The organism is Kitasatospora sp. NPDC098663 (assembly GCF_044760075.1).
Taxonomy (GTDB): domain Bacteria; phylum Actinomycetota; class Actinomycetes; order Streptomycetales; family Streptomycetaceae; genus Kitasatospora.
The window spans coordinates 98234-120827 of sequence record NZ_JBIWAP010000004.1; the positions used below are offsets into that span (position 1 = coordinate 98234).

24 protein-coding genes are annotated in these 22594 nt (G+C 73.8%); 16 read left to right on the forward strand and 8 right to left on the reverse strand.

What is annotated here, in order from left to right:
• Positions 1-38: 38 nt before the first annotated feature.
• A complete protein-coding gene (locus ACIQVZ_RS05735; protein WP_402447469.1) occupies positions 39-1130 on the reverse strand; it encodes an amidohydrolase family protein in 1092 nt (363 codons plus the stop codon).
• Between the two features lie 97 nt (positions 1131-1227).
• Here ACIQVZ_RS05735 and ACIQVZ_RS05740 point away from each other — a divergent pair, with 97 nt between their 5' ends.
• Both ACIQVZ_RS05740 and ACIQVZ_RS05745 read left to right on the forward strand, forming a co-directional pair.
• On the forward strand, positions 1228-2313 hold the full coding sequence (locus tag ACIQVZ_RS05740) for an aminotransferase class V-fold PLP-dependent enzyme (protein WP_350880367.1): 1086 nt from the start codon (positions 1228-1230) through the stop codon (positions 2311-2313).
• A gap of 245 nt (positions 2314-2558) precedes the next feature.
• Positions 2559-4154: a TauD/TfdA family dioxygenase gene (locus tag ACIQVZ_RS05745; protein WP_402447472.1), complete on the forward strand. Its 1596-nt coding sequence runs from the start codon at positions 2559-2561 to the stop codon at positions 4152-4154.
• A gap of 48 nt (positions 4155-4202) precedes the next feature.
• Here ACIQVZ_RS05745 and ACIQVZ_RS05750 read toward each other — a convergent pair whose 3' ends face one another.
• Entirely contained in the window at positions 4203-4982 is a 780-nt protein-coding gene (locus ACIQVZ_RS05750) for a GntR family transcriptional regulator (protein WP_063349562.1), read from the reverse strand.
• 369 nt (positions 4983-5351) lie between these two features.
• On the opposite strand from ACIQVZ_RS05750, the gene ACIQVZ_RS05755 reads away from it, so the two are divergent.
• From ACIQVZ_RS05755 to ACIQVZ_RS05805, 11 genes are all read left to right on the forward strand, one after another.
• The gene (locus ACIQVZ_RS05755; protein WP_350880372.1) at positions 5352-6518 is read left to right on the forward strand and encodes an extracellular solute-binding protein; all 1167 of its coding nucleotides are present in this window, start codon (positions 5352-5354) and stop codon (positions 6516-6518) included.
• Between the two features lie 7 nt (positions 6519-6525).
• Positions 6526-7548: an ABC transporter permease gene (locus tag ACIQVZ_RS05760; protein WP_402447474.1), complete on the forward strand. Its 1023-nt coding sequence runs from the start codon at positions 6526-6528 to the stop codon at positions 7546-7548.
• A complete protein-coding gene (locus tag ACIQVZ_RS05765; protein WP_402447708.1) occupies positions 7548-8357 on the forward strand; it encodes an ABC transporter permease in 810 nt (269 codons plus the stop codon). The genes ACIQVZ_RS05760 and ACIQVZ_RS05765 overlap by 1 nt, the downstream gene beginning before the upstream one ends.
• Positions 8358-8435: 78 nt before the next feature.
• Entirely contained in the window at positions 8436-9521 is a 1086-nt protein-coding gene (locus tag ACIQVZ_RS05770) for an ABC transporter ATP-binding protein (protein ID WP_402447476.1), read from the forward strand.
• A 55-nt stretch (positions 9522-9576) separates the two neighbouring features.
• A complete protein-coding gene (locus ACIQVZ_RS05775; RefSeq protein WP_402447477.1) occupies positions 9577-10314 on the forward strand; it encodes an HAD family hydrolase in 738 nt (245 codons plus the stop codon).
• Between the two features lie 5 nt (positions 10315-10319).
• The gene (locus ACIQVZ_RS05780) at positions 10320-10640 is read left to right on the forward strand and encodes a multidrug efflux SMR transporter (RefSeq protein WP_350880380.1); all 321 of its coding nucleotides are present in this window, start codon (positions 10320-10322) and stop codon (positions 10638-10640) included.
• 101 nt (positions 10641-10741) lie between these two features.
• Complete coding sequence (locus tag ACIQVZ_RS05785) at positions 10742-11230, forward strand: hypothetical protein (RefSeq protein WP_350880382.1); 489 nt, start codon at positions 10742-10744, stop codon at positions 11228-11230.
• 147 nt (positions 11231-11377) lie between these two features.
• Positions 11378-11674, forward strand: coding sequence for a hypothetical protein (locus tag ACIQVZ_RS05790; protein WP_350880384.1), 297 nt, complete (start codon positions 11378-11380; stop codon positions 11672-11674).
• On the forward strand, positions 11671-12984 hold the full coding sequence (locus ACIQVZ_RS05795) for a putative T7SS-secreted protein (protein ID WP_402447479.1): 1314 nt from the start codon (positions 11671-11673) through the stop codon (positions 12982-12984). The genes ACIQVZ_RS05790 and ACIQVZ_RS05795 overlap by 4 nt, the downstream gene beginning before the upstream one ends.
• A complete protein-coding gene (locus tag ACIQVZ_RS05800; RefSeq protein ID WP_402447481.1) occupies positions 12977-13648 on the forward strand; it encodes a hypothetical protein in 672 nt (223 codons plus the stop codon). Before ACIQVZ_RS05795 ends, ACIQVZ_RS05800 begins: the two co-directional genes overlap by 8 nt.
• Positions 13645-14541, forward strand: coding sequence for a hypothetical protein (locus ACIQVZ_RS05805; RefSeq protein WP_402447483.1), 897 nt, complete (start codon positions 13645-13647; stop codon positions 14539-14541). The genes ACIQVZ_RS05800 and ACIQVZ_RS05805 overlap by 4 nt, the downstream gene beginning before the upstream one ends.
• 87 nt (positions 14542-14628) lie before the next feature.
• Here ACIQVZ_RS05805 and ACIQVZ_RS05810 read toward each other — a convergent pair whose 3' ends face one another.
• The 5 genes from ACIQVZ_RS05810 to ACIQVZ_RS05830 form a co-directional block, all read right to left on the reverse strand.
• Positions 14629-15306, reverse strand: a complete 678-nt coding sequence (locus ACIQVZ_RS05810; protein ID WP_402447484.1) for a phosphonatase-like hydrolase — start codon at positions 15304-15306, stop codon at positions 14629-14631.
• An 11-nt stretch (positions 15307-15317) separates the two neighbouring features.
• The gene (locus tag ACIQVZ_RS05815; protein ID WP_402447486.1) at positions 15318-16439 is read right to left on the reverse strand and encodes a TIGR03364 family FAD-dependent oxidoreductase; all 1122 of its coding nucleotides are present in this window, start codon (positions 16437-16439) and stop codon (positions 15318-15320) included.
• 104 nt (positions 16440-16543) lie between these two features.
• A complete protein-coding gene (locus ACIQVZ_RS05820) occupies positions 16544-17059 on the reverse strand; it encodes a pyridoxamine 5'-phosphate oxidase family protein (RefSeq protein ID WP_350880400.1) in 516 nt (171 codons plus the stop codon).
• A 221-nt stretch (positions 17060-17280) separates the two neighbouring features.
• On the reverse strand, positions 17281-17952 hold the full coding sequence (locus ACIQVZ_RS05825) for a phosphatase PAP2 family protein (RefSeq protein WP_350880402.1): 672 nt from the start codon (positions 17950-17952) through the stop codon (positions 17281-17283).
• On the reverse strand, positions 17949-18617 hold the full coding sequence (locus tag ACIQVZ_RS05830) for a DedA family protein (RefSeq protein WP_350880404.1): 669 nt from the start codon (positions 18615-18617) through the stop codon (positions 17949-17951). Before ACIQVZ_RS05830 ends, ACIQVZ_RS05825 begins: the two co-directional genes overlap by 4 nt.
• A gap of 115 nt (positions 18618-18732) precedes the next feature.
• On the opposite strand from ACIQVZ_RS05830, the gene ACIQVZ_RS05835 reads away from it, so the two are divergent.
• The 3 genes from ACIQVZ_RS05835 (at position 18733) to ACIQVZ_RS05845 (ending at position 22039) form a co-directional block, all read left to right on the forward strand.
• Positions 18733-19176 carry a BlaI/MecI/CopY family transcriptional regulator gene (locus ACIQVZ_RS05835; protein ID WP_402447487.1) on the forward strand — a complete coding sequence of 148 codons (444 nt, stop codon included), beginning with the start codon at positions 18733-18735 and terminating at the stop codon, positions 19174-19176.
• A complete protein-coding gene (locus ACIQVZ_RS05840; protein ID WP_402447710.1) occupies positions 19176-20270 on the forward strand; it encodes a M56 family metallopeptidase in 1095 nt (364 codons plus the stop codon). Before ACIQVZ_RS05835 ends, ACIQVZ_RS05840 begins: the two co-directional genes overlap by 1 nt.
• A 245-nt stretch (positions 20271-20515) precedes the next feature.
• The gene (locus ACIQVZ_RS05845; RefSeq protein WP_402447489.1) at positions 20516-22039 is read left to right on the forward strand and encodes a GAF domain-containing protein; all 1524 of its coding nucleotides are present in this window, start codon (positions 20516-20518) and stop codon (positions 22037-22039) included.
• On the opposite strand, the gene ACIQVZ_RS05850 is transcribed toward ACIQVZ_RS05845, so the two are convergent.
• Positions 21958-22458 carry an SsgA family sporulation/cell division regulator gene (locus ACIQVZ_RS05850; protein ID WP_350880412.1) on the reverse strand — a complete coding sequence of 167 codons (501 nt, stop codon included), beginning with the start codon at positions 22456-22458 and terminating at the stop codon, positions 21958-21960. The two genes, ACIQVZ_RS05845 and ACIQVZ_RS05850, sit on opposite strands and share 82 nt — an antisense overlap.
• Between the last annotated feature and the right edge of the window lie 136 nt (positions 22459-22594).

The following is a 22594-nucleotide window of genomic DNA, read 5'->3' on the forward strand; positions in this document are numbered from 1 at the left end:
CCATGACGGGCCACCCGCTCACCCCACCGGCCGCCCGCTCACCCCACCGGCCGCCCGCGCAGCACCACCAGCCGCGGGTCGGCGAGCACCCGGACGTCCGCCCGCGGGTCCTCCCCGTACACCACGAAGTCGGCCGACTCCCCCTCCTCCAGCCCCGGCCGCCCCAGCCACTCCCGCGCCCCCCAGCTGGCCGCCGACAGCGCCTGCGCCGGGCTCAGCCCCGCCTTCACCAGCTCCGCCACCTCCTCCGCGACCAGCCCGTGCGCCAGCGAGCCGCCCGCGTCCGTGCCGACGAACACCGGGATGCCGGCGTCGTGCGCGGCACCGACGGTGGCGTAGCGGCGCTCGTGCAGCCGCCGCATGTGGGCCGCCCAGGCCGGGAACTTCGCCTCGCCGCCGGCGGCCAGGCCCGGGAAGGTGGCGATGTTGACCAGCGTCGGGACGATCGCCACGCCGCGCTCGGCGAAGGCCGGGATCAGCTCCTCGGTCAGCCCGGTGGCGTGCTCGATGCAGTCGATGCCGGCCGCCAGCAGGTCCGGCAGCGACTCGGCGGCGAAGCAGTGCGCGGTGACCCGCGCGCCTTCCTCGTGCGCCGCCGCGATCGCCTCGGCCAGCGCGTCGCCGGGCCAGCAGGCGGCGAGGTCGCCGCGCTCGCGGTCGATCCAGTCGCCGACCAGCTTCACCCAGCCGTCGCCGCGCCGGGCCTCCGCACGGACGTACGCGGCAAGGTCGCCGGGCTCGATCTCGTGCGCGTAGTTGCGGATGTAACGGCGGGTACGGGCGATGTGCCGCCCGGCGCGGATGATCCGGGGCAGGTCCTCGCGTTCGTCGATCCACCGGGTGTCGGCGGCCGAGCCGGCGTCGCGGATCAGCAGGGTGCCGGCGTCACGGTCGGTGAGCGCCTGCTTCTCGCTGGTCTCCGCGTCGACGGCGCCGTGCGCGTCCAGGCCGACGTGGCAGTGCGCGTCCACCAGGCCGGGCAGCACCCAGCCGGTCACCGTCCGGACGTCCTCGGCGCCGGGCGGTCGGGTGAAGCTCACCCGGCCGTCCACGACCCAGAGTTCGTCCCGGACGTCCTCCGGACCGACCAGCACCCGACCCCGGACGTGCAGCACCGCGCCATCGCTCATGGCCCGCACTCTACCGACGGGCGTGTTCCCTGTAAGCAGCGAAGATGCGGCAGACTCGTTCCGGCACCCACCACCTCATGTCCGAAAGGCCGCTACCGTGAGTCCCTTCCTCGACCTCCCCCCGCTCAGCGCCGCCGAGTTCGCGGCGATCGAGGACCAGGTGGCCGCACTGCTGCACACCACCGCGGACGTCATCGTCACCCAGGGTGAGGCGCTGCTGCCGCTGGAGGCCGCGATCCGCGGCGCCGCGCACCCCGGCTCCACCGCGCTCAACATCGTCACCGGCCCGTACGGGCAGACCTTCGGCAACTGGCTGCGCTCCTGCGGGGTCGAGGTCGTGGACCTGGCCGTCCCCTTCGACAGCGCGGTCAGCGCGCAGCAGGTCGCCGACGCCCTCGCCGCCCACCCGGCCATCGACTTCGTCTCCCTCGTCCACGCCGAGGCCGCCACCGGCAACACCAACCCCGTCGCCGGGATCGCCGCCGCCGTCCGCGAGCACGGCGCCCTGCTGATGCTCGACGCGGTCGCCTCCGTCGCCGCCGAGCCGCTGCTCACCGACGAGTGGGGCGTCGACCTGTGCGTCATCGGCGGCCAGAAGGCCATGGGCGGCCCCGCCGGGGTCTCCGCCGTCTCCGTCTCCCAGCGCGCCTGGGAGCGGATCGCCGCCAACCCGGCCGCCCCGCGCCGCTCCTACCTGTCCCTGCTCGACTGGAAGGAGCGCTGGACGGACGCCGGGCGCACCGTGCTCCCGCACGCCCCCGCCCAGTTGGAGATGCTGGCCCTCGGCGCCTGCCTCGACCGGATCGCCGCCGACGGCCTGCCCGCCGTCATCGCCCGCCACCGCGCCGCCTCCGCCGCCACCCGCGCGGGCGCCCGCGCGCTCGGCACCCTCGCCCCGTTCGTCACCGAGGACGCCCACGCGGCCCCCGTCGCCACCACCCTGCGCACCCCGGCCGGCGTGCACGCGGCCGAGCTCGCCGCCCGCCTCGACCCCGCCCTCCCCGTCCAGCCCGGCGGCGGCCCCCTCGCCGCCTCGATGCTCCGCGTCAACCACTACGGCCCCGCCGCCGCCCTGCCCACCGTCCACGCCTGCCTCACCGCCCTCGCCACCGCGACGGACGCGGACCCGGCCCCGGCCCTGGCCGCCGCCGAGGCGGCCTGGACGGCGGCCGTCCAGGGCTGACACCACGGCGCCGTCGAGGCCCGACCACGCGGAGCGGCCCCCGGTCCCGGGGGCCGCTGCGTCTCTCCCCCCGGACCGGGCCCGGCCGCGCACGGCACGGCGGGTTTCGGCCATGGGCTCCCGGCACAGTTCCCGAAGCGTTCATCTGCGCGGCACGCCGATCTCACCGGGGGCGGGCAGGCTCCGGCCATGGGTGAAGTTGGCTATACAACTTCACCCAGAACGCCGCCGAGGAGGAGACCACCGTGACCAAGCTGCCGCCGTACTGGCTGCGCGACAACTGCCCCTGCGCCGAGTGCCGGGACCCCAGGAACGGGCAGAAGCTGTTCCAGATCGACGACCTGCCGCAGGACCTGGCGGTCGCCGCGAGCACGGAGACCGACGGGGGCCTGGAGGTGCTCTGGTCGGACGGGCACCGCTCGCGCTACCCGCTGGACTGGCTGGGCGCCGAGCGGGACCGCGACGGGCGGACGGAGGAGGGCAAGCGGCTCTGGGTGGCGGCGGACTTCGCGCGCGGCATCCCCGAGGCGCGGTGGGAGGCGTACCTGGCCGACCCCGCCGAGCAGGCCGCCGTCCTCACCGCCGTGCGCAGCAGCGGCTTCGCGGTGCTGCGCGGGGTGCCGGCGGTGGAGCGGCAGGTCCTCGCGGTGGCCGAGAGCTTCGGCTACGTCCGGGTCACCAACTACGGGGAACTGTTCGACGTCCGGGTCGAGCCGGATCCGAACAACCTGGCCTTCACCAGCGTCGCGATCGCGCCGCACACCGACAACCCGTACCGGGATCCGGTGCCGACGCTCCAGCTCCTGCTCTGCCTGGAGAACTCCGCGACCGGCGGCGACTCCGGCCTGGTGGACGGGTTCCGGGCGGCGGCGCTGCTCCGGGAGGAGGCGCCGGCGGACTTCGAGACGCTCACCCGCACGCCCGTCCCGTTCGTCTTCCGCGACCGCCGCACCGAACTGCGCGCCGACCGCCCGCTGATCGAGGTGGACGCCCTGGGCCGGATCCGCGAGGTGCGGTTCAACAACCGCTCGATCGGCACCCTGCGCGGGAGTTCCACCGAACTGACGGCCTTCTACGCCGCGTACCGCCGCTTCGCCGCGATCACCCTGCGCCCCGAGCTCCAGCTCGCCTTCCGCCTCGACCGCGGCGACTGCCTGATCTTCGACAACACCCGGCTGCTGCACGCCCGTACGGCCTTCCAGCAGGACGGCCACCGCCACCTCCAGGGCTGCTACGCCGACCTGGACACGCTGGGCAGCACCCTCGCCGTGCTGCACCGGCGCGCCGCCGCGCTGGACGCGATCGCCGGGCTGTTCGCGGGCGAGGGCGCCGGGGAGTACCTGGGTGAGGAGGTCACCATGGCCGAGCACATGCTCCAGGCCGCTGCCGCCGCCGAGGCGGCCGGGGCGCCGGACCACCTCGTCGCCGCCGCGCTGCTGCACGACGTCGGGCACTTCTTCGATGAGCACGGCCAGGGAGCGCCGCACGGACGCGACTTGATGGAAGGCCAGGACAACCGGCACAGCGACACCGGCGCCGACTGGCTGGCACGGTGGTTCGGCCCGGAGGTGACCGAGCCGGTCCGGCTGCACGTGGCCGCCAAGCGCTACCTGTGCGCGGTGGAGCCGGACTACCGGCAGCGGCTGTCCGAGGCCTCGGAGTACACCCTCACCGTCCAGGGCGGCCCGATGGACGAGCGGCAGGCCGCCGCGTTCGCCGAACTCCCGGGCGCCGTGGACGCGGTGGCCGTCCGCCGCTGGGACGAGCAGGCGAAGACGGCCGGGGCGCCGACACCCGGATTCGAGCACTACCGCCCGATGCTCGCCGCGCTCATGCGCTGACGGCACCGGCCGGCCCGCCCGGGAGCAGGAGCGGGCTCCGCCCCGGACTCAGTCGCCCTCCCGGGCGTGCCGCGAAAGCGCCGACGCGGCCAGCGAGTTGTGGATGCTGAACGCCACCGTCCCGGGCAGGTAGCGGTCCTGGGACCACTCCACCGGAGTGCCGGTCGGGTCCGTCGTGCGCCGCCGTTCGCGCAGCAGCGGGCCGCCGCGGCGGCAGCCGAGGAGCCGGGCGTCCTCGGCGTTGGCGGCCACGATGTCGATGGTGTGGTCGGCGTCGGTGAACAGGATGCCGTGCTCGCGCAGGACTTCGGTGTGCGAGACGACGTCCGCCGGCAGCTCGGCGACGATCTCGCCGACCCGCGGCGGGTAGATGGTCCGCTCGACCATCACGGGCGTGCCGGAGAGGGTGCGCAGCCGGACGGTCACGTACACCTCGGCGCCCGGCTCCAGGCGCAGTTGCTCGCGTTCGGCGGTGTCGGCGGGGCGGCGGACCAGCGAGTCCAGGATGCCGCCGGGCTCCTCGCCCATCGAGTACGCCCAGTGCGTGAAGCTGAGCAGTTCGGAGAAGCTCTGCACCCGGGCGCCCCCGAGCACGACGCGCCGGGTGCCGCGGCGGGAGGTGACCAGCCCGTCGGAGCGCAGGACGGCGAGCGCCTGGCGGACGGTGCCGCGGGAGACGCCGTACTGCTCGGCGAGCGCGCCCTCGGCGGGCAGCCGGCCGGCCTCGCCGTACGCGCCGGTGGTGATGGCCTCGCGCAGGTCGGCGGCGACCTTCCGGTACAGGGCGCCGGGAGCGCGCTCGGCGGGGCGCCCGGGCTCAAGTGCCACGTCAGTCAATGTCCCTCCTGGGGCGGTGTCCTGCGCAGCCGTACCGGCACGGACAGCCCGACCTTATCCCGCTGCGCCTTTGAAGCATCGCACCGAACGGATCACGCTCCGATGGCCGGATTCGACCGTTCCCGCAGCCGACCCCGGTTCTGGGCCGTCCGTTCACCTTCCCGTCATCGGACTCCGGCGTACTTACCTCCGTCAGCGAAGTTGGCTAGTCAACTCGGACGGCCTCGAACGGCTCCGGGCGGCTCCGAACGGCACCGGGCACCTCAGAACGGCTCCGAACGGCCACTCGCACGATCCCCCGATCAGACAACCCCACCGCAGCTCACCCCCTTGCAGTACACCCGATCAGGAGACTGACCCGTGTCCGTGCACCGCGCCCGTTCCGCCGCCTTCGCAGCGGTCCTGACCGCCGCCGCGCTGTCCCTCACCGCCTGCGGCTCCGCCGGCTCCTCCACCGCGAAGTCCGGCGACGCCGCGGGCGGCAAGAGCGCCAAGACCGCCACCTCGGTCGCCGACTTCGGCGGGATGGACGGCCTGATCGCCGCCGCCAAGAAGGAGGGGAAGCTGCACGTCATCACGCTGCCCCGGACCTGGGCGAACTACGGCAAGCTGATGGACGACTTCAAGGCGAAGTACGGCATCGAGATCGAGAGCGAGAACCCGGACGGCACCAGCCAGGACGAGATCAACGCGGTCACCTCCCGCAAGGGCCAGGACCGCGCCCCCGACGTCGTCGACCTCGGCTCGGCCTTCGCACTGAGCGCCGCCAAGCAGGGTCTGCTGGCCCCGTACAAGGTCACCGACTTCGACAAGATCCCGGCCACCATGAAGAACGCCGACGGCCTGCACTACAACGACTACGGCGGCTACATGGCGATCGGCTGCGACGCCAAGAAGGTGTCCGCCTGCCCGAAGACCTTCGCCGACCTGCTGAAGCCCGAGTACAAGGGCATGGTCGCCCTGAACGGCAACCCGACCAAGGCCGGGGCCGCCTTCGGCGCCGTCTACGCGGCCGCGCTCGCCAACGGCGGCTCGCTGGACAACATCCAGCCCGGCATCGACTTCTTCGCCAAGGTCAAGCAGGCCGGCAACTTCAACCCGGTCGAGGTCACCCCGGCGACCATCGAGAAGGGCGAGACCCCGATCAGCATCGACTGGTCGTACCTGAACGCCGGCTACGCCGACAAGTTCAAGGACAAGGGCATCGACTGGCAGGTGGCCATCCCCTCGGACGGCTCCTACGCGCAGTACTACAACCAGGCGATCAACAAGGACGCGCCGCACCCGGCCGCCGCCCGCCTGTGGGAGGAGTACCTGTACAGCGCCGAGGGCCAGAACGGCTTCCTGGGCGGCTACGCCACCCCGGCCCTGTTCGACGCCATGAAGACGGCCGGCACCCTGGACACGGCCGCCGCCGCCAAGCTGCCGACCGTCGAGAAGCCCTTCACCACCTTCCCGACCCAGGACCAGACCGACACGGCCAAGAAGACCGTGACCGAGAACTGGGCCAAGGCGATCGCGGGCTGACCTGACGATGACCACGGCTCCCACCCCGGTGCCGGCCCCCGCCTCCGCCGCCCAGAGCGGCGGGGGCGCCCCCGGCCCCGCAGCAACCACCCCCGCCACCGCCGACGCCACGACGGCCAAGGCCACCGACACCGCGGCCGAGACCGCCAAGACCGCCGGGGCCCCCCGCCCCGGCAAGCCCCGGGCCGTCCGCGGCCGCGCCTGGATGGCCGCCCTCCCCCTGCTCCTGTTCTTCCTGGTCGGCTTCGGCCTGCCCGCCGTCGCGATCGCCATCGGCGCGTTCACCACCTCGCCCGACGCCCCCGACGGCGGCGGCACCTTCACCACCGACAACCTCACCGGCTCGCTGCAGGGCGCCTACTGGACCGCCCTGTGGGGCAGCGTCAAGCTCTCCCTGCTGACCGCGCTGATCGCCGCCGTGGTCGGCCTGCCGCTGGCCCAGGCCGTGGCCACCTCCCGGTTCCGGGTGTTCCGCGAGGCGGTGCTCTCCGCCTCCGGCGTCCTCGCCAACTTCGGCGGCGTGCCGCTCGCCTTCATGTTCGTCGCCACCCTCGGCAACGCCGGCGAGGTCACCAAGAAGTTCGGCCTCACCAGCCACGGCTGGAACCTCTACACCTTCACCGGCCTCTCCGTGGTCTACCTGTACTTCCTGGTGCCGCTGATGGTCATCACCATCACCCCGGCCCTGGAGGGCCTGCGCACCCAGTGGCGCGAGGCCGCGTACAACAACGGCGCCACCGTCGTGCAGTACTGGCGACACGTGGCCCTGCCGGTCCTGGTGCCCTCGCTGCTCGGCGGCTTCGTGCTGCTGTTCGGCGCCTCCTTCGCCGCGTACGCCACCGCCGAGGCCATGGTGGGCAGTTCGGTGCCGCTGATCTCGATGCAGATCGGCGACGCGCTGTCCGGCAACGTCCTGGTCGGCCAGGGCAACCTCGCCCTCGCCCTCGGCCTCGACATGATCGTGGTCGCCTGCCTGGTGATGGCCGTGTACCTGCCCCTTCAGCGCCGGAGTGCCAAGTGGCTCGCCTGATCAATCGCATCCGTTTCGGCCGCGGCCTCGTCCTGCTGCTCTGCGGCGTCTACTTCGCCGTACCGCTGGCCTCCTCGGTGATCTTCAGCGTCGACGACAACAAGGGCGGCACCACCTTCCGGGCCTACACCGAGCTGCTGAACGCGCCCGGCTTCCTGGACAGCCTGGTGCTGAGCCTGGAGCTGGCCGGCGTCACGGTGGCGGTGCTGCTGCTCCTGCTCGTCCCGGCGATGCTCGCCGCCCGGCTCGGTGCGCCGAAGCTGCGCCCGGTGATCGAGGTGATGTGCTCGATGCCGCTGGTCGTCCCCGTGGTCGCGCTCACCACCGGCATCATCGGCGTGCTGCGCTGGGGCCCGGACTACCTCCGGGACACCCCGCTGTTCCAGACCATCGTGGCCATCCAGGACCCGAAGTTCCCGATCGTCCTGGTCATCGCCTACGTGCTGATGGCGCTGCCGTTCGCCTACCGGGCGCTGGACGCCGGGCTGCGCGGCGTGGACGTCGCCACCCTGGTCGAGGCCGCCCGCAACTGCGGGGCCGGCTGGCTGCGCGCGGTGTTCACCGTCGTCCTGCCGAACCTGCGCAGCGCGCTGCTGAACGCGGCCGTCCTCACCGTCGCCCTGGTGCTCGGCGAGTTCACCACCGCCTCCATCCTCGGCTTCACCCCCTTCTCGGTGTGGATCAACTCCAACGGCAAGAGCGACGGCCAGATGTCCGTCGCCGTCTCGATGCTCAGCCTGCTGATCGTCTGGCTCGTCCTGCTGCTGATGTCCGCCGCCGGCCGCGGCCGCAAGGGCGCGCGGGCCTGACGGCCCCCGCCGCACGGCCATCCCGCGCTCCGGCCGCACGGTCCTGAACCACCCCACGCTTTCCAGGAGTCACCAGCCATGACCACGGTTTCCGCCCCCGTCACCGGTGTCGCGCTCGCCCCCGGCGGCGCCACCGTCGAGTTCCGCTCGCTGCGCCGCTCGTTCGGCGCCACCACCGCCCTCGACGGCCTGGACCTGACCGTCCACCCGGGCGAACTGCTCGCCCTGCTCGGCCCGTCCGGCTGCGGCAAGACCACCGCGCTGCGCATCCTGGCCGGCTTCGAGCAGCACGACTCCGGCGAGGTCCTGGTCGACGGGCAGGACATCACCGCGATCCCCGCCCACAAGCGCGACGCGGGCATGGTGTTCCAGTCGTACAGCCTCTTCCCGCACCTGAGCGCGCTGGACAACGTCGCCTTCGGGCTGCGGATGCGCGGCGCCGGCAAGGCCGAGCGCCGCAAGCGCGCCCAGGAGCTGCTGGAGCTGGTCGGCCTGCCGCACCGCGCCGAGCACTACCCGCACCAGATGTCCGGCGGCCAGCAGCAGCGCATCGCGCTCGCCCGGGCGCTCGCCCTGCAGCCGCGCGTGCTGCTGCTCGACGAGCCGCTGTCCGCGCTGGACGCCAAGGTCCGCCTCCAGCTGCGCGAGGAGATCCGCCGGCTCCAGCAGGAGCTGGGGATCACGACCCTGTTCGTCACCCACGACCAGGAGGAGGCGCTGTCGATGGCCGACCGGGTCGCGGTGCTGCGCGCGGGCCGGCTGGAGCAGTGCGCCACCCCGTCCGAGCTGTACGGGCGCCCGGCCACCGCGTTCGTCGCCGAGTTCGTCGGCACCATGAGCCGCATCCCGTGCACCCGCACGTCCGACGGCGTCGAGGTACTCGGCCGCCGGCACGCGGTGGACGGCGACCTGCCCGCCGACGGCGAACTCCAGGTGCTGGTACGCCCGGAGAACGTCACCCTGACCCCGTCCGAGACCGGCCCGGCCCTGGTGATCACCGCGTCCTTCCTGGGCGCCGTCACCCGGCTCACCGTCCGCCTCGACGACGGCACCGAGGTCAAGGCCGACCTGCCGACCGAGGCCGCCGCCGCGCTGCCGGCCGGCTCGCGCGCCGAGCTCCTGCTGCCGGAGCGTCCGGTGCTGGTGGACCGCCGCACCGTCTGAGAGCCTCGAACCCCATCTGCGCAGCACCATCTGATGAACCACCGAAGGTACCGCCATGCCTGAAGCCCTGACGCCCGACTCCGCCCTGACGCCCGGTGCCCTGACGCCTGACGCCCTGACGCCGGAAGCCCCCCGCCCCGCCGCCGTCCTGTTCGACATGGACGGCACCCTGGTCGACACCGAGCAGCTCTGGTGGCAGGCCGCCGCCGAACTCGCCGACGAACTCCACCACGCGCTCACCGACCAGGACGCCCCCGAAGTGCTCGGCCAGGCCGTCGAGCACACCGCCGCCCACCTGCATAAGGTCAGCGGCACCACCCTCACCGAGGCCGAACTCGCCGCCCGGCTCGGCGAGTCCTTCGCCACCAAGGTCGCCGCCGAGACCGTCCCGCGCCCCGGCGCCCTCGCCCTGCTGGCCTCCCTGCGGGACGCGCGGGTGCCCACCGCGCTGGTCTCCGCCTCCCCGCGCCGGGTCGTCGACCTGGTCCTCGCCGCCATCGGCCGGGACTGGTTCGCCGTCACCCTGGCCGCCGAGGACACCCCGCACACCAAGCCCGCACCGGACCCGTACCTCGCCGCCGCCGAACGGCTCGGACTGGACCCGGCCACCTGCGTCGCCGTCGAGGACACCCCGACCGGAGTCGCCTCCGCCGCCGCGGCCGGCTGCGCCGTGCTCGCCGTGCCGTCCACCGCGACGCCGATGCCCGACGGCAGCCGGATCACCCTGCTCGCCAGCCTGGAACAGGCCGACCTCGCCCTGCTGGGGAAGCTCGGCGCCGCCCGGGCCGTTTGACCGGCATGCCCTATCTCCTGCTCTCCCTCGCCATCCTGAGCGAGGTCTGCGCGACCAGCTGCCTCAAGCTCACCGAGGGGTTCACCCGCCTCTGGCCGAGCGTGGGGGTGGCGGTCGGCTACGTGCTGTCCTTCGTACTGCTCGGGCGCGCGCTCAAGCACATCCCGGTCTCGGTCGCCTACGCCGTCTGGTCCGGGGCCGGGACGGCGGCGGTCGCCGGAATAGGCGTGGTCGCCTTCGGCGAATCGCTGGGCCGCCTCCAGTGGCTGGGGATCGCCCTGGTGATCGTCGGAGTGGTCGTGCTCAACCTCAGGAACAGTCACTGACGGGCCGCCACCAGGCCCGCGGTGCTGGTCAACTGCCCTTTCGGAGCGGGACGTCGGATGTGCCGACCTCCCGCTCCGAGCGGTTCGCTACCGTGGGCCCCATGACCGAACCACGGCCCCACCACTACCGCTTCGTCCACCGCGAGCTCGCCCGCCAGGTCCTCGAGTTCGGCCCGCGGCTGACCGTCCCGGACGCCGGCGGCAGCCTCCTGCCCGTCATCACCGGCATCTGGGACGACCTCGGCCAGACCCTCCCGCCCGAGGACCGGCTGCCCAGCCACGGCCTGGACTGCCGGCACCTGCGGGCCGACGGCCACCCCCTGCTGCTCGTCACCCTCCCCACCCCGACCGGCGCCACCGAGGCCCACTTCGTCGCCGCCGTCCACCCCCAGGGCACCAGGACCGTCCGCTACGTGACCCTGGAGCACGCGCTCAACCCCTTCGACGGCAGCCCCGGCACCGTCCTCGGCGAGTGGTCGTCCGAGGGCCACCTCAACCACGGCGAAGGCCCCTCCCCCGTCGCCGAACTGTTCGTCGCCGCGGTGGCGAAGCTCGTCACCCCGAAGAAGCGCGGCTTCTGGCGCCGCTGACCCCGACGGCGTGTACTGCCGACGCCGCGCGCCGACGCATCGTCAAGGTCCCGCCATCGCACCGCGAAGCACCCGTCACGACAGATCGCCCGCGTACCGACTGCGGCTATGCTCGGCCGGTCACGCCATCGACACATCGGGGGAGCAGTGGCCGACTTCACGGTCAGCACCGAGTTCCTCGCCAAGCTGGCCAAGGACCTCAAAGGCTGCGGCGACGAACTCGACCAGGGACTCAAGGCGCTCAAGGAAGCGAGTCGCAGCGGACTGGGCTACGACTTCCTCGACGAGGCCTGCGGACACTTCCAGAGCACGTGGGAGTACGGGCTGAAGAAGGTCCGCGAGTGCGTCAAGGTGCTCGACGACGGGCTGGAGACGGTGCAACAGAGCTACGACGGCACCGAACAGAGCATCACCAAGGTCCTCACCCCGGCGGCGCGGTCGTGACCGACCCCACGCCGGACTGGTCCGGCCTCGGCTTCAACCCGACCCCCGGCGAGCCGACCGCCGTAGCCGGCCTCAGCAGCAACCTGCGCCGGGTGGGCCAGCACCTGACCGACGTCCACACCACGCTCTCGCAGCTCTCCGCCAACCAGGGCCAGTGGACCGGCGAGGCCGCCCAGGCCTTCGCCGGCCAGTTCGGCAAGCTCCCCACCTATCTCCAGGACGCCGCCGACTCGATCACCGCCGCCTACCAGGCCCTCGACGTCTGGTACACGGCACTGACCGAACACCAGCCCAAGGCCGCCGAGTTGGCCCGCGCCGCGGTCGCCGCCAAGCAGCAGAAGGAGCAGGCCGAACAGGCGCACACCGCCGCGGCCGCCGCCCCCGACCTCAAGCTCGCCGGCCAGACCTTCCCCGACGACGCCGCCCTCGCCGCCGCCGAACAGCGCTACACCACGGCGAAGAACCACCTGGACGCGGCCGCCGCACTCGTCGGCAGCGCCGCCAACGACCTCACCCAGCTCCGGAAGCAGGCCCACGAACTCGCCGGGGGCCACAAGTCCGACGCCCACAAGACCGCGGCCGCCATCCGCAAGGCCGCCGACAGCAAGGCGCCGCCGGAGCCCGGCTGGCTCAGCAAGGTCGGCAACTGGCTCAAGAACCACGGCGCCGACATGCTCACCGTGGCCGCCGGCATCTGCGGCGTCGCGGCGATCTTCTTCCCCGCCTTCGCACTCCCGGCCATCCTGCTGAGCGCCGCCGCCGCAGGCGCGCACGCGAAGCAGTACGGCATCAAGGGACTGATGCCGACCAGCATGGCGAACCTCGGCAACGACCTCACCCTGGCCGGTGATCTCCTCGGGGCGCTCCCCGGAGGAGCCCTCCTCAAAGGCGGAATCACCGCGTTCCGGGGCGCCCGCGCGACCGGCACCGGGGTCAAGGCCGTGAGCGCCGGCGCCACCGAGATCCGCACCGCCGCCAGGGCGATGGACCCGGCCAGCCCGATCTTCACGACGGCGATCGAGAAGCCCGCCATCAAACTCGGGCTCTCCAAGGCCACCGCGATGAACGTCTCCGACGGCGTGCAGGCAGCCAGTGGCGTCGCGCTGACGGCCCCCACCGCCTGGGGCCTCACCCAGGACGACCCGAGCCCGGGGCTGAGCGCCGCGGTGAACTACACCACGGGAGGCGGCACGGCGCTCAACGGTGCCGGAGCCACCATCGGCGGCAGCGGCAAGAGCCGGATCGTAGCCGGACTGCTCGGTGGCGGCAGTGCGATCGTCACCGGCGTGTGGGGAGTCGGCCATGACTGACACGACCGCCCCGTCGTTCTGGCTCTCCCTGCCCGAAGGGTTCACGAGCATCGACCTGTCCGAGGATCCGGGCGACCGCATGAGTCGGATCGTGGACGGACTCGACGCGCTCACCGATGCCGGTCCGGAACAGAAGCTCGGTATCACCGTCTCCGCCGAGCTCGCCCTCCAGGCGCAGCTGCGCGAGGGTGCGGTCCACGTCTCCAACTGCCTGGTACAGACCGAGGAAGGCACGATCGTCCAGGGCATGTTCAGCCTGTTCCTCCGCGAGCAGGAGCACGGCGCCCCGGGCACCTACCCCCAGCGCGTCGCCGAGGAGCTCGCGGCCGCCTGGCCGGACGCCGACGTCGACGTCCTCGACTTCCGGCTCGGCCGTGCCACCGTGACCGTCCGCGACCTGGCCGTACCCGTGTCCGGGGCGGTCTACGGCCTGCCGGGATCGGGCGTCGTCACCGTCCGCCAGCTGGAAGCCCTGTTCCCTCATCCGTGGAGCCCTCACGTGCTCGCCGTCGTCTTCACCACCCAGCACCTGGACTACTGGGACGGGTGGTCGGTGCTGGTGGGCGCCGCCATCGGCGGGATCTCCTTCTACCCTCCGTTCGACGAAGCACAGAACGCCCTGTCGCCGGAGCGGCGGGACAACATCCGAAAGGCCTTCGGGTGACACTCGCCCAGTCCGCCCCGGAGACGGGAAGCAAGGCGGCGCACTGGCTCCGCCGTGGCGCCGTCCTGGTCGCCGTCCTGACCTGCCTGTCCGTCGGCACCGTCCTCGCGTTCGTGTACGTCGGCACCCTCCTGGCTTTCGGCCTGGGTGCGCTCTACACGGTCGCGGCGGGCGTCGGCCTCGCCAAGCTCGGAGGACCGGGGAACGACCCCGATGGCAAGGACGTCGGCGCCGGGCTGGTCCTCGTCCTCTTCGCCTTCCTCATCGCCACCGGTGCGGGCGCCGACGCCTGGCACAACCAGCTGCTGAGTTCGGGGCGGGACGTCAAGGCGGTGGTCATCGCCGAGCACGTCGACAAGTCGACCCACGGCACGAAGCGGACGTACGACCTCTCCACGCGGGGCGAGAAGGTCCCCGGCGGACCCTTGGAGCCGGACAGCCGGCGCTTCAACCCCGGCGACCACGTCACCGTCCGGATGGACCCGGCCGGCCGGGTCGCCCCCAAGCTGCCCGGGGAGGCCGATTCCCCGGCATCCCTGTGGAGCGCGATCGGAATCAACGCGGTCATCGCCCTGTTCCTGCTGTGGTTCGCCCACGACAGCCGCAAGCCGCCCCGGGACCCTCGCCCAGCCGGACCGTGGCGCGAGCGCGTGCGCCGACTCGACGGGCTGCCGCTCACCGCGGCGGCGACGGCGGTCTCGGTGCCCTGGCTCCTGTGCTTCCTGCTCGTCCAGAACCGTCTCGGCCTGGCCCTGATGGTCGCGATCCCCTATCCCCTCGCCGGGTTGGCGGCCTTCGGCTCGCTCGTCCGCGACGAGGACCGGAAGCAACCCCAGGGCCTGGTCCTCCTCGCGGTCGGTCTCGTCTTCACCGCGCTCGCCCTGTTCCTCTGACCGACGGCCCGGCACGCGCACTGGAACCCGTGAACCGGTGAGCAGGAAGTCGGCCGGGCCGACTTCCTGCTCACCGGTGGGATCGGGTCAGCCCAGCAGCTCCGGCAGTTCCGCCACCGAGCCGAGCACGTGCGTCGCCCCGTCGGCGCGCAGCCGGGCCTCGTCGTGGGCGCCGGTGAGCACGCCGGCGACGACGGACGCTCCGGCCCGTACGCCGGTCAGCATGTCGTAGCCGGTGTCTCCGGCGACGGCGATCTGCCGCACCGACTCGACTCCGGTCCGCAGCAGCGCGGTGAGCGCGAGGTCCGGGTAGGGGCGGCCGCGGCCGGCCTCGGCGGGGCTGAGGGTGAGGTCGGCGACGGACTGCCAGCCGAGGGCGGTGAGGATGCGGTCCTGGGTGGCCCGGGAGAAGCCGGTGGTGAGGACGACCTTCCGGCCCTGGCCGCGCAGTTCGGCGATGGCTTCGGCGGCGCCGGGCAGGGCGGCGCAGTGTCCGGCGTCGACGAGGTCGTGGTAGGCGGCCTCGAAGGCGGTGTTGGCCCGCTGGGCCTTGTCCTCGTCCCCGAAGAGGTGCCGGAAGACGGAGATCTTGGATTCGCCCATGGTGGCGCGGACGTGTTCCAGCATGGGGCCGAAGCCCGGGCTGCCGGCCTCGACGCCGAGCGTCCGGGCGGCGGCGGTGAAGGCCTGTTCGACGAGGCCGTCGTCGGCCACGGTGGTGCCGGCCATGTCGAGGACGACCAGGCGGATGTCAAAGGAAGACATGTCAACTACCCTTACAGGTTTGCGAGTTCGGCGGTGGTTTCGGCGATGGCCGGGGAGCAGGTCATGCCGCGGCCGCCGGGGCCGGTGACGAGCCAGACGCCGTCGCGGAGTCGTTCGCGGTGGACGACCCGGGTGGTGTCGACGCACTGCGCGTACACCCCGGCCCAGCGGCGGCGGACGCGCGGCAGGGGGCGGCCGAGCAGGTCCTCGGCCACGCCGACCAGGTGGTCGTACGGGTCCTCGACGACGTCGAAGCCGAACGGCTGGTCGTACTCGTGGGTGTCGCCGATGGTGAGGCCGCCGTCGCGCCGCTGGACCATGAGCAGCTGCATCTTGTGTTCGGCGGCGACGTCGGTCTGCGGCTGGGTGTCGCGGAGGCGGTCCAGGGCGGTTCCGGCGAAGGCCGGGTAGTAGCGGAAGCTGTCGCCGTCGGCGACGGAGGTGGTGAGGGTCTCGCCGAGCGGGTCGGTCTGCATCATCTGCAGCCGGACCTTGCGCACGGGCAGCGAGGGGGCGAGTTCGCGGACGAGGCCGCCGAGCCAGGCGCCGGTGCAGAGGATGACGAGGTCACCGGTGTGGATGTCGCCGTGGTCGTCGCGGACGGCGTTCTCGCCGATCACGTCGCGGACCTCGCGGCCGGGCAGGAAGGTGTAGCGGCCGGTGGCCTGGAGGGCGGCGCGCAGCGCGGGCTGGGCGGTGCGGGGTTCGACGGCGGCGTCGCGCTCGCACCACAGGGCGCCGAGGAGTTCGCCGCGCAGGGCGGGGTTGGCGGCCCTGGTCTGGTCGGCGTCGAGCAGCCGGTAGCCGCGGGCGGCGGCGTCGGGCAGGGTGAGTGCCTGTTCGGCGACGGCGAGTTCGGCCTGGGTGCGGATCGCGGTGAGCGATCCGTTGGCGCGGAAGCCGAGGTCGGGGACGCGGGCGCCGATGCCTTCCCACAGTTCGCGGGCGCGCAGCGCGGTGTCCAGTTCCTCGCCCTGTGCGCGGCCGCTGACCCAGACCAGGCCGAAGTTGCGCACGGAGGCGCCGCGCGCCTCGGTCTCGCGTTCCAGGTGGACGACCTCGTGGCCGCGTTCGACGGCCTGCCAGGCGTGCATGGTGCCGAGCACGCCTGCTCCTACGACGATGACTCTCATGCGGCCAGGCTGGTGCGCCCAGGTGTCCTGGGGGCGTCCCGGTAGCGTCCCGCAGATGAATCACCCGAAAAGTTGTACAGACAACCCTGCCGTCCCGACAGGGCCTACGGCCGTAGCACCCGCGCCCGCAGGTAGTTGCGCCGCCCGAAGTTCGGCTCGTCCACCGCCGTCAGCTCCTCCACCTGGAACCGGTACAGCGCCGCCGCCCCGCCCCCGGTGAGGAACTGCCGCCGCACCTGCTCGTCCTGCGCGAAGGACGGGTACCGCCCCTGGTAGGCGGCCAGCGCCGCCTCGGCCTGCCGCCCCCAGGCCTCGCTCGCGCCGCCGGCCAGTTGCAGGCCGCGCAGTTGCTCGCCGAAGACCGGCGGCGGCAGGAAGACGGTGGCGGCGGCCCGGGCCTCCTCGGCGAGGTGGTGGCTGTGCCGGGTGGAGCGCTCGCTGACGAAGTACAGGACGAGGTCGTCGTCGTACGCGAAGAAGGCCAGGTTGGCGTGCGGGCCGTGCTCGTGGCCGGCGGTGGCGAGGGTGAGCACCATGGCCTCGGCGAGCAGTCCCTCGACGCCCTTGTGCGGCGACTCGCCCGGCCAGTCCCCCTGCGTGATGTCGAGTCGGTACGGCATTGGCACTCCCTCCGCTGGCACGCCCGGCGCTCCCGCGCCCCGGCACGACTGAGCCGGGCGGGTTCCCCGCGAAGGGGCCCCACGCCCGGCTCACATGCTCTACCCGCCACCCCGGCCAGACAAGGGTCGGACGGGCTACGGGGAGGCTACGGAATCAGCGCTGTCGGGTCTCGCCGCCAATGCCACGGGCACCCGTCGACAGTGCTGCCGGCAGCCGCCGTTCAGTGCTGCCGCGTCCCGTACGCGGCGTGGCGGCCGCCCGTCACCGGCACCGCGCCCGGGCCGAGCAGCGGGCGCAGCGCACCCGTCCGCATCCGGTCCACCAGCGGCCCGCAGCGGCCGGCGAGCGGCGCCAGCACCACCGCGACCAGGAGGCCGACCAGCGCGCCGACGGCCACGTCGTGCGGATAGTGCACGCCGACCCAGACCCGGGAGGCGCCCATCAGCACCGCGAAGATCCCGGCGATCCAGCCGAGCCGCCGGTCGGCGAACCAGAGTGCGGTGGCGGCGGCGAAGGCGATCACCGTGTGGTTGCTGGGGAAGGACCAGTCACCGGCGCCGGGGCAGGTCTCCAGCGAGATGCTGCCGGGGATCTGGGCGCACGGCCGGACTTCTTCGACCATGCCCTTGAGCACCGAGTTGACGCCGTACGCGACGACCACGATCACCGGCGAGGCGAGCACCTTGGCCATCACGGCCGAGTCGGCGCCGCGCGCCCGCCACCAGGCGTAGAGCATGAAGACCGCGAACAGGCCGAGGCCGAGCGCCGACCAGACCTTGATCAGCTCGTCCAGCCAGTGCGGAGCAGCTTGCGCCCACCCGTTCACCCGGGTGTAGAGGCTGCCGTCGATGCCGCTGCCGTCGTAGACGGCGAGAGCCCGGGAGGACGTCACTTGTCACCTCCGTGACGGTGCGCCTTACGGGCGCGGAACAGTTCGAGAACAATGGGGAGCACGGAGACAACTACTACCAGACCGATGATCGGGAGCAGATATCTGTCGATGCTGGGGATCGACGATCCGAGCCCGTACCCGGCGAGCACCACGCCGACGGTCCAGACGGCGCCGCCGGTCACCTGCCAGAACGTGAACGAACGGGCCGGCACCTCGAGCACGCCGCAGAGCGGGTTCAGCACCGTTCGGACCACCGGGATGAAGCGGGCCAGCACGATCGCCTTGCCGTGGCCGTACTTGCCCAGCAGTTCCTCGGCCCGCTCGACGCCCTCCAGCAGGCTCCTGCGCTCGGTGCGGCGCAGCAGCGCGCGGCCGCCGCGCCTGCCGATCAGGTAGCCGACCTGGGCGCCGGCCAGCGCGCCGACCAGGGCGGCGGGCAGCACCTGGTAGAGCTCCAGCTGCGGGCCGCTGGTGGCACCGGGCACGCACAGCAGGCCGGCGGTGAACAGCAGCGAGTCTCCGGGCAGGAAGAAGCCCACCAGCAGGCCGGTCTCGGCGAAGAGCACGACGGCGATGCCGAGTGCGCCGAAGGCGGCGAGCAGCGAGGACGCGTCCAGCGGGTTCACCGCGAGGTGAGCGGCCGGATCGGCGAGGAACTGGAGCAAGGCTGGCGGACCTCCCGTACGTTGGGGGGCGGTTCACAGCGGAACCCGCCCCGACCGTCTACAGTGACGTAGACGGTCTACATGACTGTAGACGAAACCTGGAGGAAGCGCCGCCATGTCCGACGTACCGTCCGCCCGCCGGCCCGCCGGGGAGCTGGAGGCCGAGGTGCTGGCCGCGCTCTGGTCGGCCCGGCAGCCGATGACCCCGCAGGACGTCCAGTCGGCACTCGGCGGGGACCTCGCCCGCACCACCATCGCCACGATCCTGGCCCGCCTCCACGACAAGGGAACCGTGGAGCGCACCCGGGCCGGCCGCGCCTACGCCTACACCCCGACCGTCCACGACACCGCGGGCCTCGCCGCCCGCCGGATGCACACCGAGCTCGGCCGCGAGGCCGACCGCTCCACCGTGCTCGCCCGCTTCGTCTCCGACCTCTCCGCCGAGGACGAGCAGCTGCTGCGCGACCTGCTCGGCGACGGCGCGCCGGGGCTCGACTCCTCCTCCTCGGGCCCCGGCCCCACCCCCGCCCCCGGCACCCCCGGGGCGGCCGGCTCGTGATGATCGCCGTCTGGGCCCCGCTGCTGCTGCCGTTCCTGGCCGCCCCGCTGGCCCGCCGCCTCGCCGACGCGCTGCCGCCCCGGGCCGCCGCCTGGATGCTCGCCGGGACGTCCGCCGTACTGGCCGGCGGCACCCTCTGCTCGCTCGGCCTGCTCGCCGCCGCCGGGCTGCTCCAGCTACCGCCGGTCGCCGCTGTCGGCCACCTGTCGCTGCCCTGGCTCACCGCCGCCGCACCCGACGCGCCGGCGGCGGCCGCCGCGGCCGGTCTGGTGCTCGCCGCGCTGACCGCCCGGGCCGTCCGCACCGCCCGCCGCCACCAGGTGGAACTGCGCGAGGCCCGGTCCGCCCTCCCGGCCTGCCCCGCACCGCCCTGCCCCGCGCCGGTCGAGGACCGGCATCCGGACCCGCGCCCCGGTCACGTCACCATGCGCCGGGCACGCACCCCGCAGGCCGTCCTGGCCGGCGCCCGCGCCCTGCTCCAGCCGGGCGAGCACCCGCTCGCCGTCCTCGACGACGAGCGCGCCGACGCCTTCGCCCTGCCGGGGCGCCTGCCCCTCCCCGGCCGGCCCGGCGAGCCCGGCCGGATCGTGGTCACCTCCGGCATGCTGCGCATCCTCACCGGGCCCGAGCGGGCCGCCCTGCTCGCCCACGAGCGCGCCCACCTGGCCGCCCGCCACCACCTCTTCCTCGCCCTCGCCGAGCACGCCGCCGACCTCCACCCGGCGCTGCGGCCGCTGCGCGCGCCCCTCGGGTACCACCTGGAGCGCTGGGCCGACGAGGTGGCGGCCGCCCGGGTCGGCGACCGCGCCGTGACCGCCCGCGCGGTCGGCCGGGCCGCCCTGGCCGCCAGCCGCTCCCCGTGGCCGGCCCGGCCCCGGCTCGTCCCCGCCGCCCACTCCGGGCCGGTCCCGCGCCGGGTCGCCGCCCTGCTCCAGCCCCGCCCGGCGGCCACCACCACCGGCACCCGCCTGCGCGCGGTCGCGATCGCGCTGGCCGCCTGCCTGGCGCTGAGCACCGCCGCCTCCCTGGAGGCCACCGCCGACCTGCACCACACCGTCGAGGCGGCCCAGCGCGGCACCGGCGCGGACCGCTGACCGCGGCACGGCCAGCCGAACCCACACCAGGCCGGCATCGGAGTCACACCCGACCCGCAGCAGACCCGCACCGGGACCCCGCTCGGCCGGACAGGGCCTAGTCATCACACCTCGGCATGTCCACGGTCATACCGTCCGGTATGCCGAGTTGGCAGACCCCGTCCCCAGACACTCACCGCCCCCGTACGCTTTCGTCAGCGCGTCGACCCCGGCGCGGCCTCGAACGGCGGCGAGGAGCAACGCGAGTGCGGCAGACCGGACGGCAGTCCCGACGACCAGAACGCCGCACCGCGCCGAGCACGGCCGAGCTGGCCAGGATCCACGACCGCACTCTCGCCGAAGCCGCCGCCCGCGAACTCGCCCAGCCCCCCTACCCCGAGCCCGGCTCCCCCGGCCTGCTCGAACCCCGCCCCGAGATCGGCGACTCCTGGGCCCGGCTGCGCCGCCTCGGGCTCGACCCCGACGCCGGTGCCGCCGCCGTCCACCTCGGCCCCGCCGAGATCGAGCAGCGCCGCCGCACCAGCGGCCTGGACGCGGTCCTGCCGGCGCTGCGCGACACCCTGCTCCAGCCGGTCGGCCAGACTCCGCTGCTCCTCGCCATCGCCGACGCCGACGGCCACGTGCTCTGGCAGGAGGGCGAGCGCGCCCTGCGCCGCAGCGCCGACCGGATCGGCTTCCTCACCGGTGCCCGCTGGATCGAGGAGAGCGTCGGCACCAACGGCATCGCCGTCGCACTGCGCGCCCAGCGCCCGATGCACGTCCACTCCGCCGAGCACTACCTGCGCAGCCACCACTCCTGGACCTGTGTGGCCGCCCCCGTGCACGACCCGGGCACCGGGCGGCTGGTCGGCGCGATCAACCTCAGCGGCCCGGCCCGCAACGTCCGCCCGTACCTGCTGCAGCTCACCGCCACCGCCGCCCGGCTCGCCGAGACCGAGCTGCGCGCCCACCGGCTGGAGGCGCTGCACCAACTGCGCACCCTGGCCGCCCCGATGCTCGCCCGGGTGGCCGGCCCGGCCCTGGTGGTGGACTCCGCCGGGTGGACCGCCGCCGCGGCCGGGCTGCCGCCGCCCGGCCGGCTGCGGGTGCCGGTCGGCGGCTGGGGAACCGCCGCCGTGCACTGGGTGCCGGGCCTCGGCGAGTGCGCGCTGGAGCCGCTCGCGGACGGCTGGCTGGTGCGACCGGTCCGGCCGCCCGAGGCGGACGCCTCCGGCACGGTGACGGCCGAACAGGCCGAGCAGGCCGAGGGCGCCCGGCTCCGGCTCGACCTGCGCCGCCAGGACCGCCCGGAGCTGACCGTCCGGGGCGCGGCCGGCAGCTGGTCGCACCCGCTCAGCCCGCGCCACGCCGAACTGCTGCTCCTGCTCGCCACCGGACGCGAGGGCAGCACGGCCGCGCAGCTCGCGGAGGCGCTGTTCGGCGACCCGGGCCGGACGGTGACGGTCCGCGCCGAGCTGTCCCGGCTGCGCCGCTACCTGGGCGGCCTGCTGGCCCACCGGCCGTACCGCATCGCCGAGTCGGTGCTGGTCACGGTGGACGGGCCGGACGACCCGTACGACCTGCTGCCGGCCTCCTCGGCCCCGGCCGTCCGGCGGCTGCGGGCCGGGCTGGCCACGGGGACGGTCCGGCTGCCGGGCGCGGCGCCCGTCCCGCCGCCGCGCGGGCCCGCCGGTGCCCCGACCGGGCCTCAGCCGCCGGCGAGCAGCGCGGCCAGCTGGGCGTCGGTCGGGCCGCAGGCGCGCTCCACCTCGGCGGAGACCAGCGCGTAGGTACGGTCCAGCCACGCCTGCACCCGGGGCTTGGAAGCCTCCAGCAGGGCGCTGCCGTGCGGCGATTCGAGCGCCAGGTGCAGCGTCGAGCCGTGGCACGGGCAGTACGCCGGCCACAGCTTGACGTCGCCCTGGCCGCTCAGCGCCTGCAAGCCGTCGCACAGCAGCTCGCGCGAGAACACCCAGTCGGCCTCGTCCGGCCGCCCCAGGTGGAAGGTCAGCAGCACCTCGTACGGGCGCGCGGCCTCGAAGCGGAACCGGGTGCGCACCTCGCCGACCACCTCCTCGCCCAACGAGATCCGCAGCATCAGCACCTCCTCCACCGCCGCCGGAGCGGCGGTGGAGCCGTCCCCATCGCCGCCCGTGGGGGTGGCGGCGAGGGGTGCACTGGAGGCTGCGGACAGCGGGTCGGGCGGCATGACGGTCTCTCCGGGACGGCGTGGGATGACCTCAGCCTGAGCCACTTCCGGCCGGGCGGGCAAGGGTTGCAAGGAGGTTGCATTAATCCCCGTCCGGGCGGCCCGGCAGCCACCACCGTCTTATCAGACGGATCGT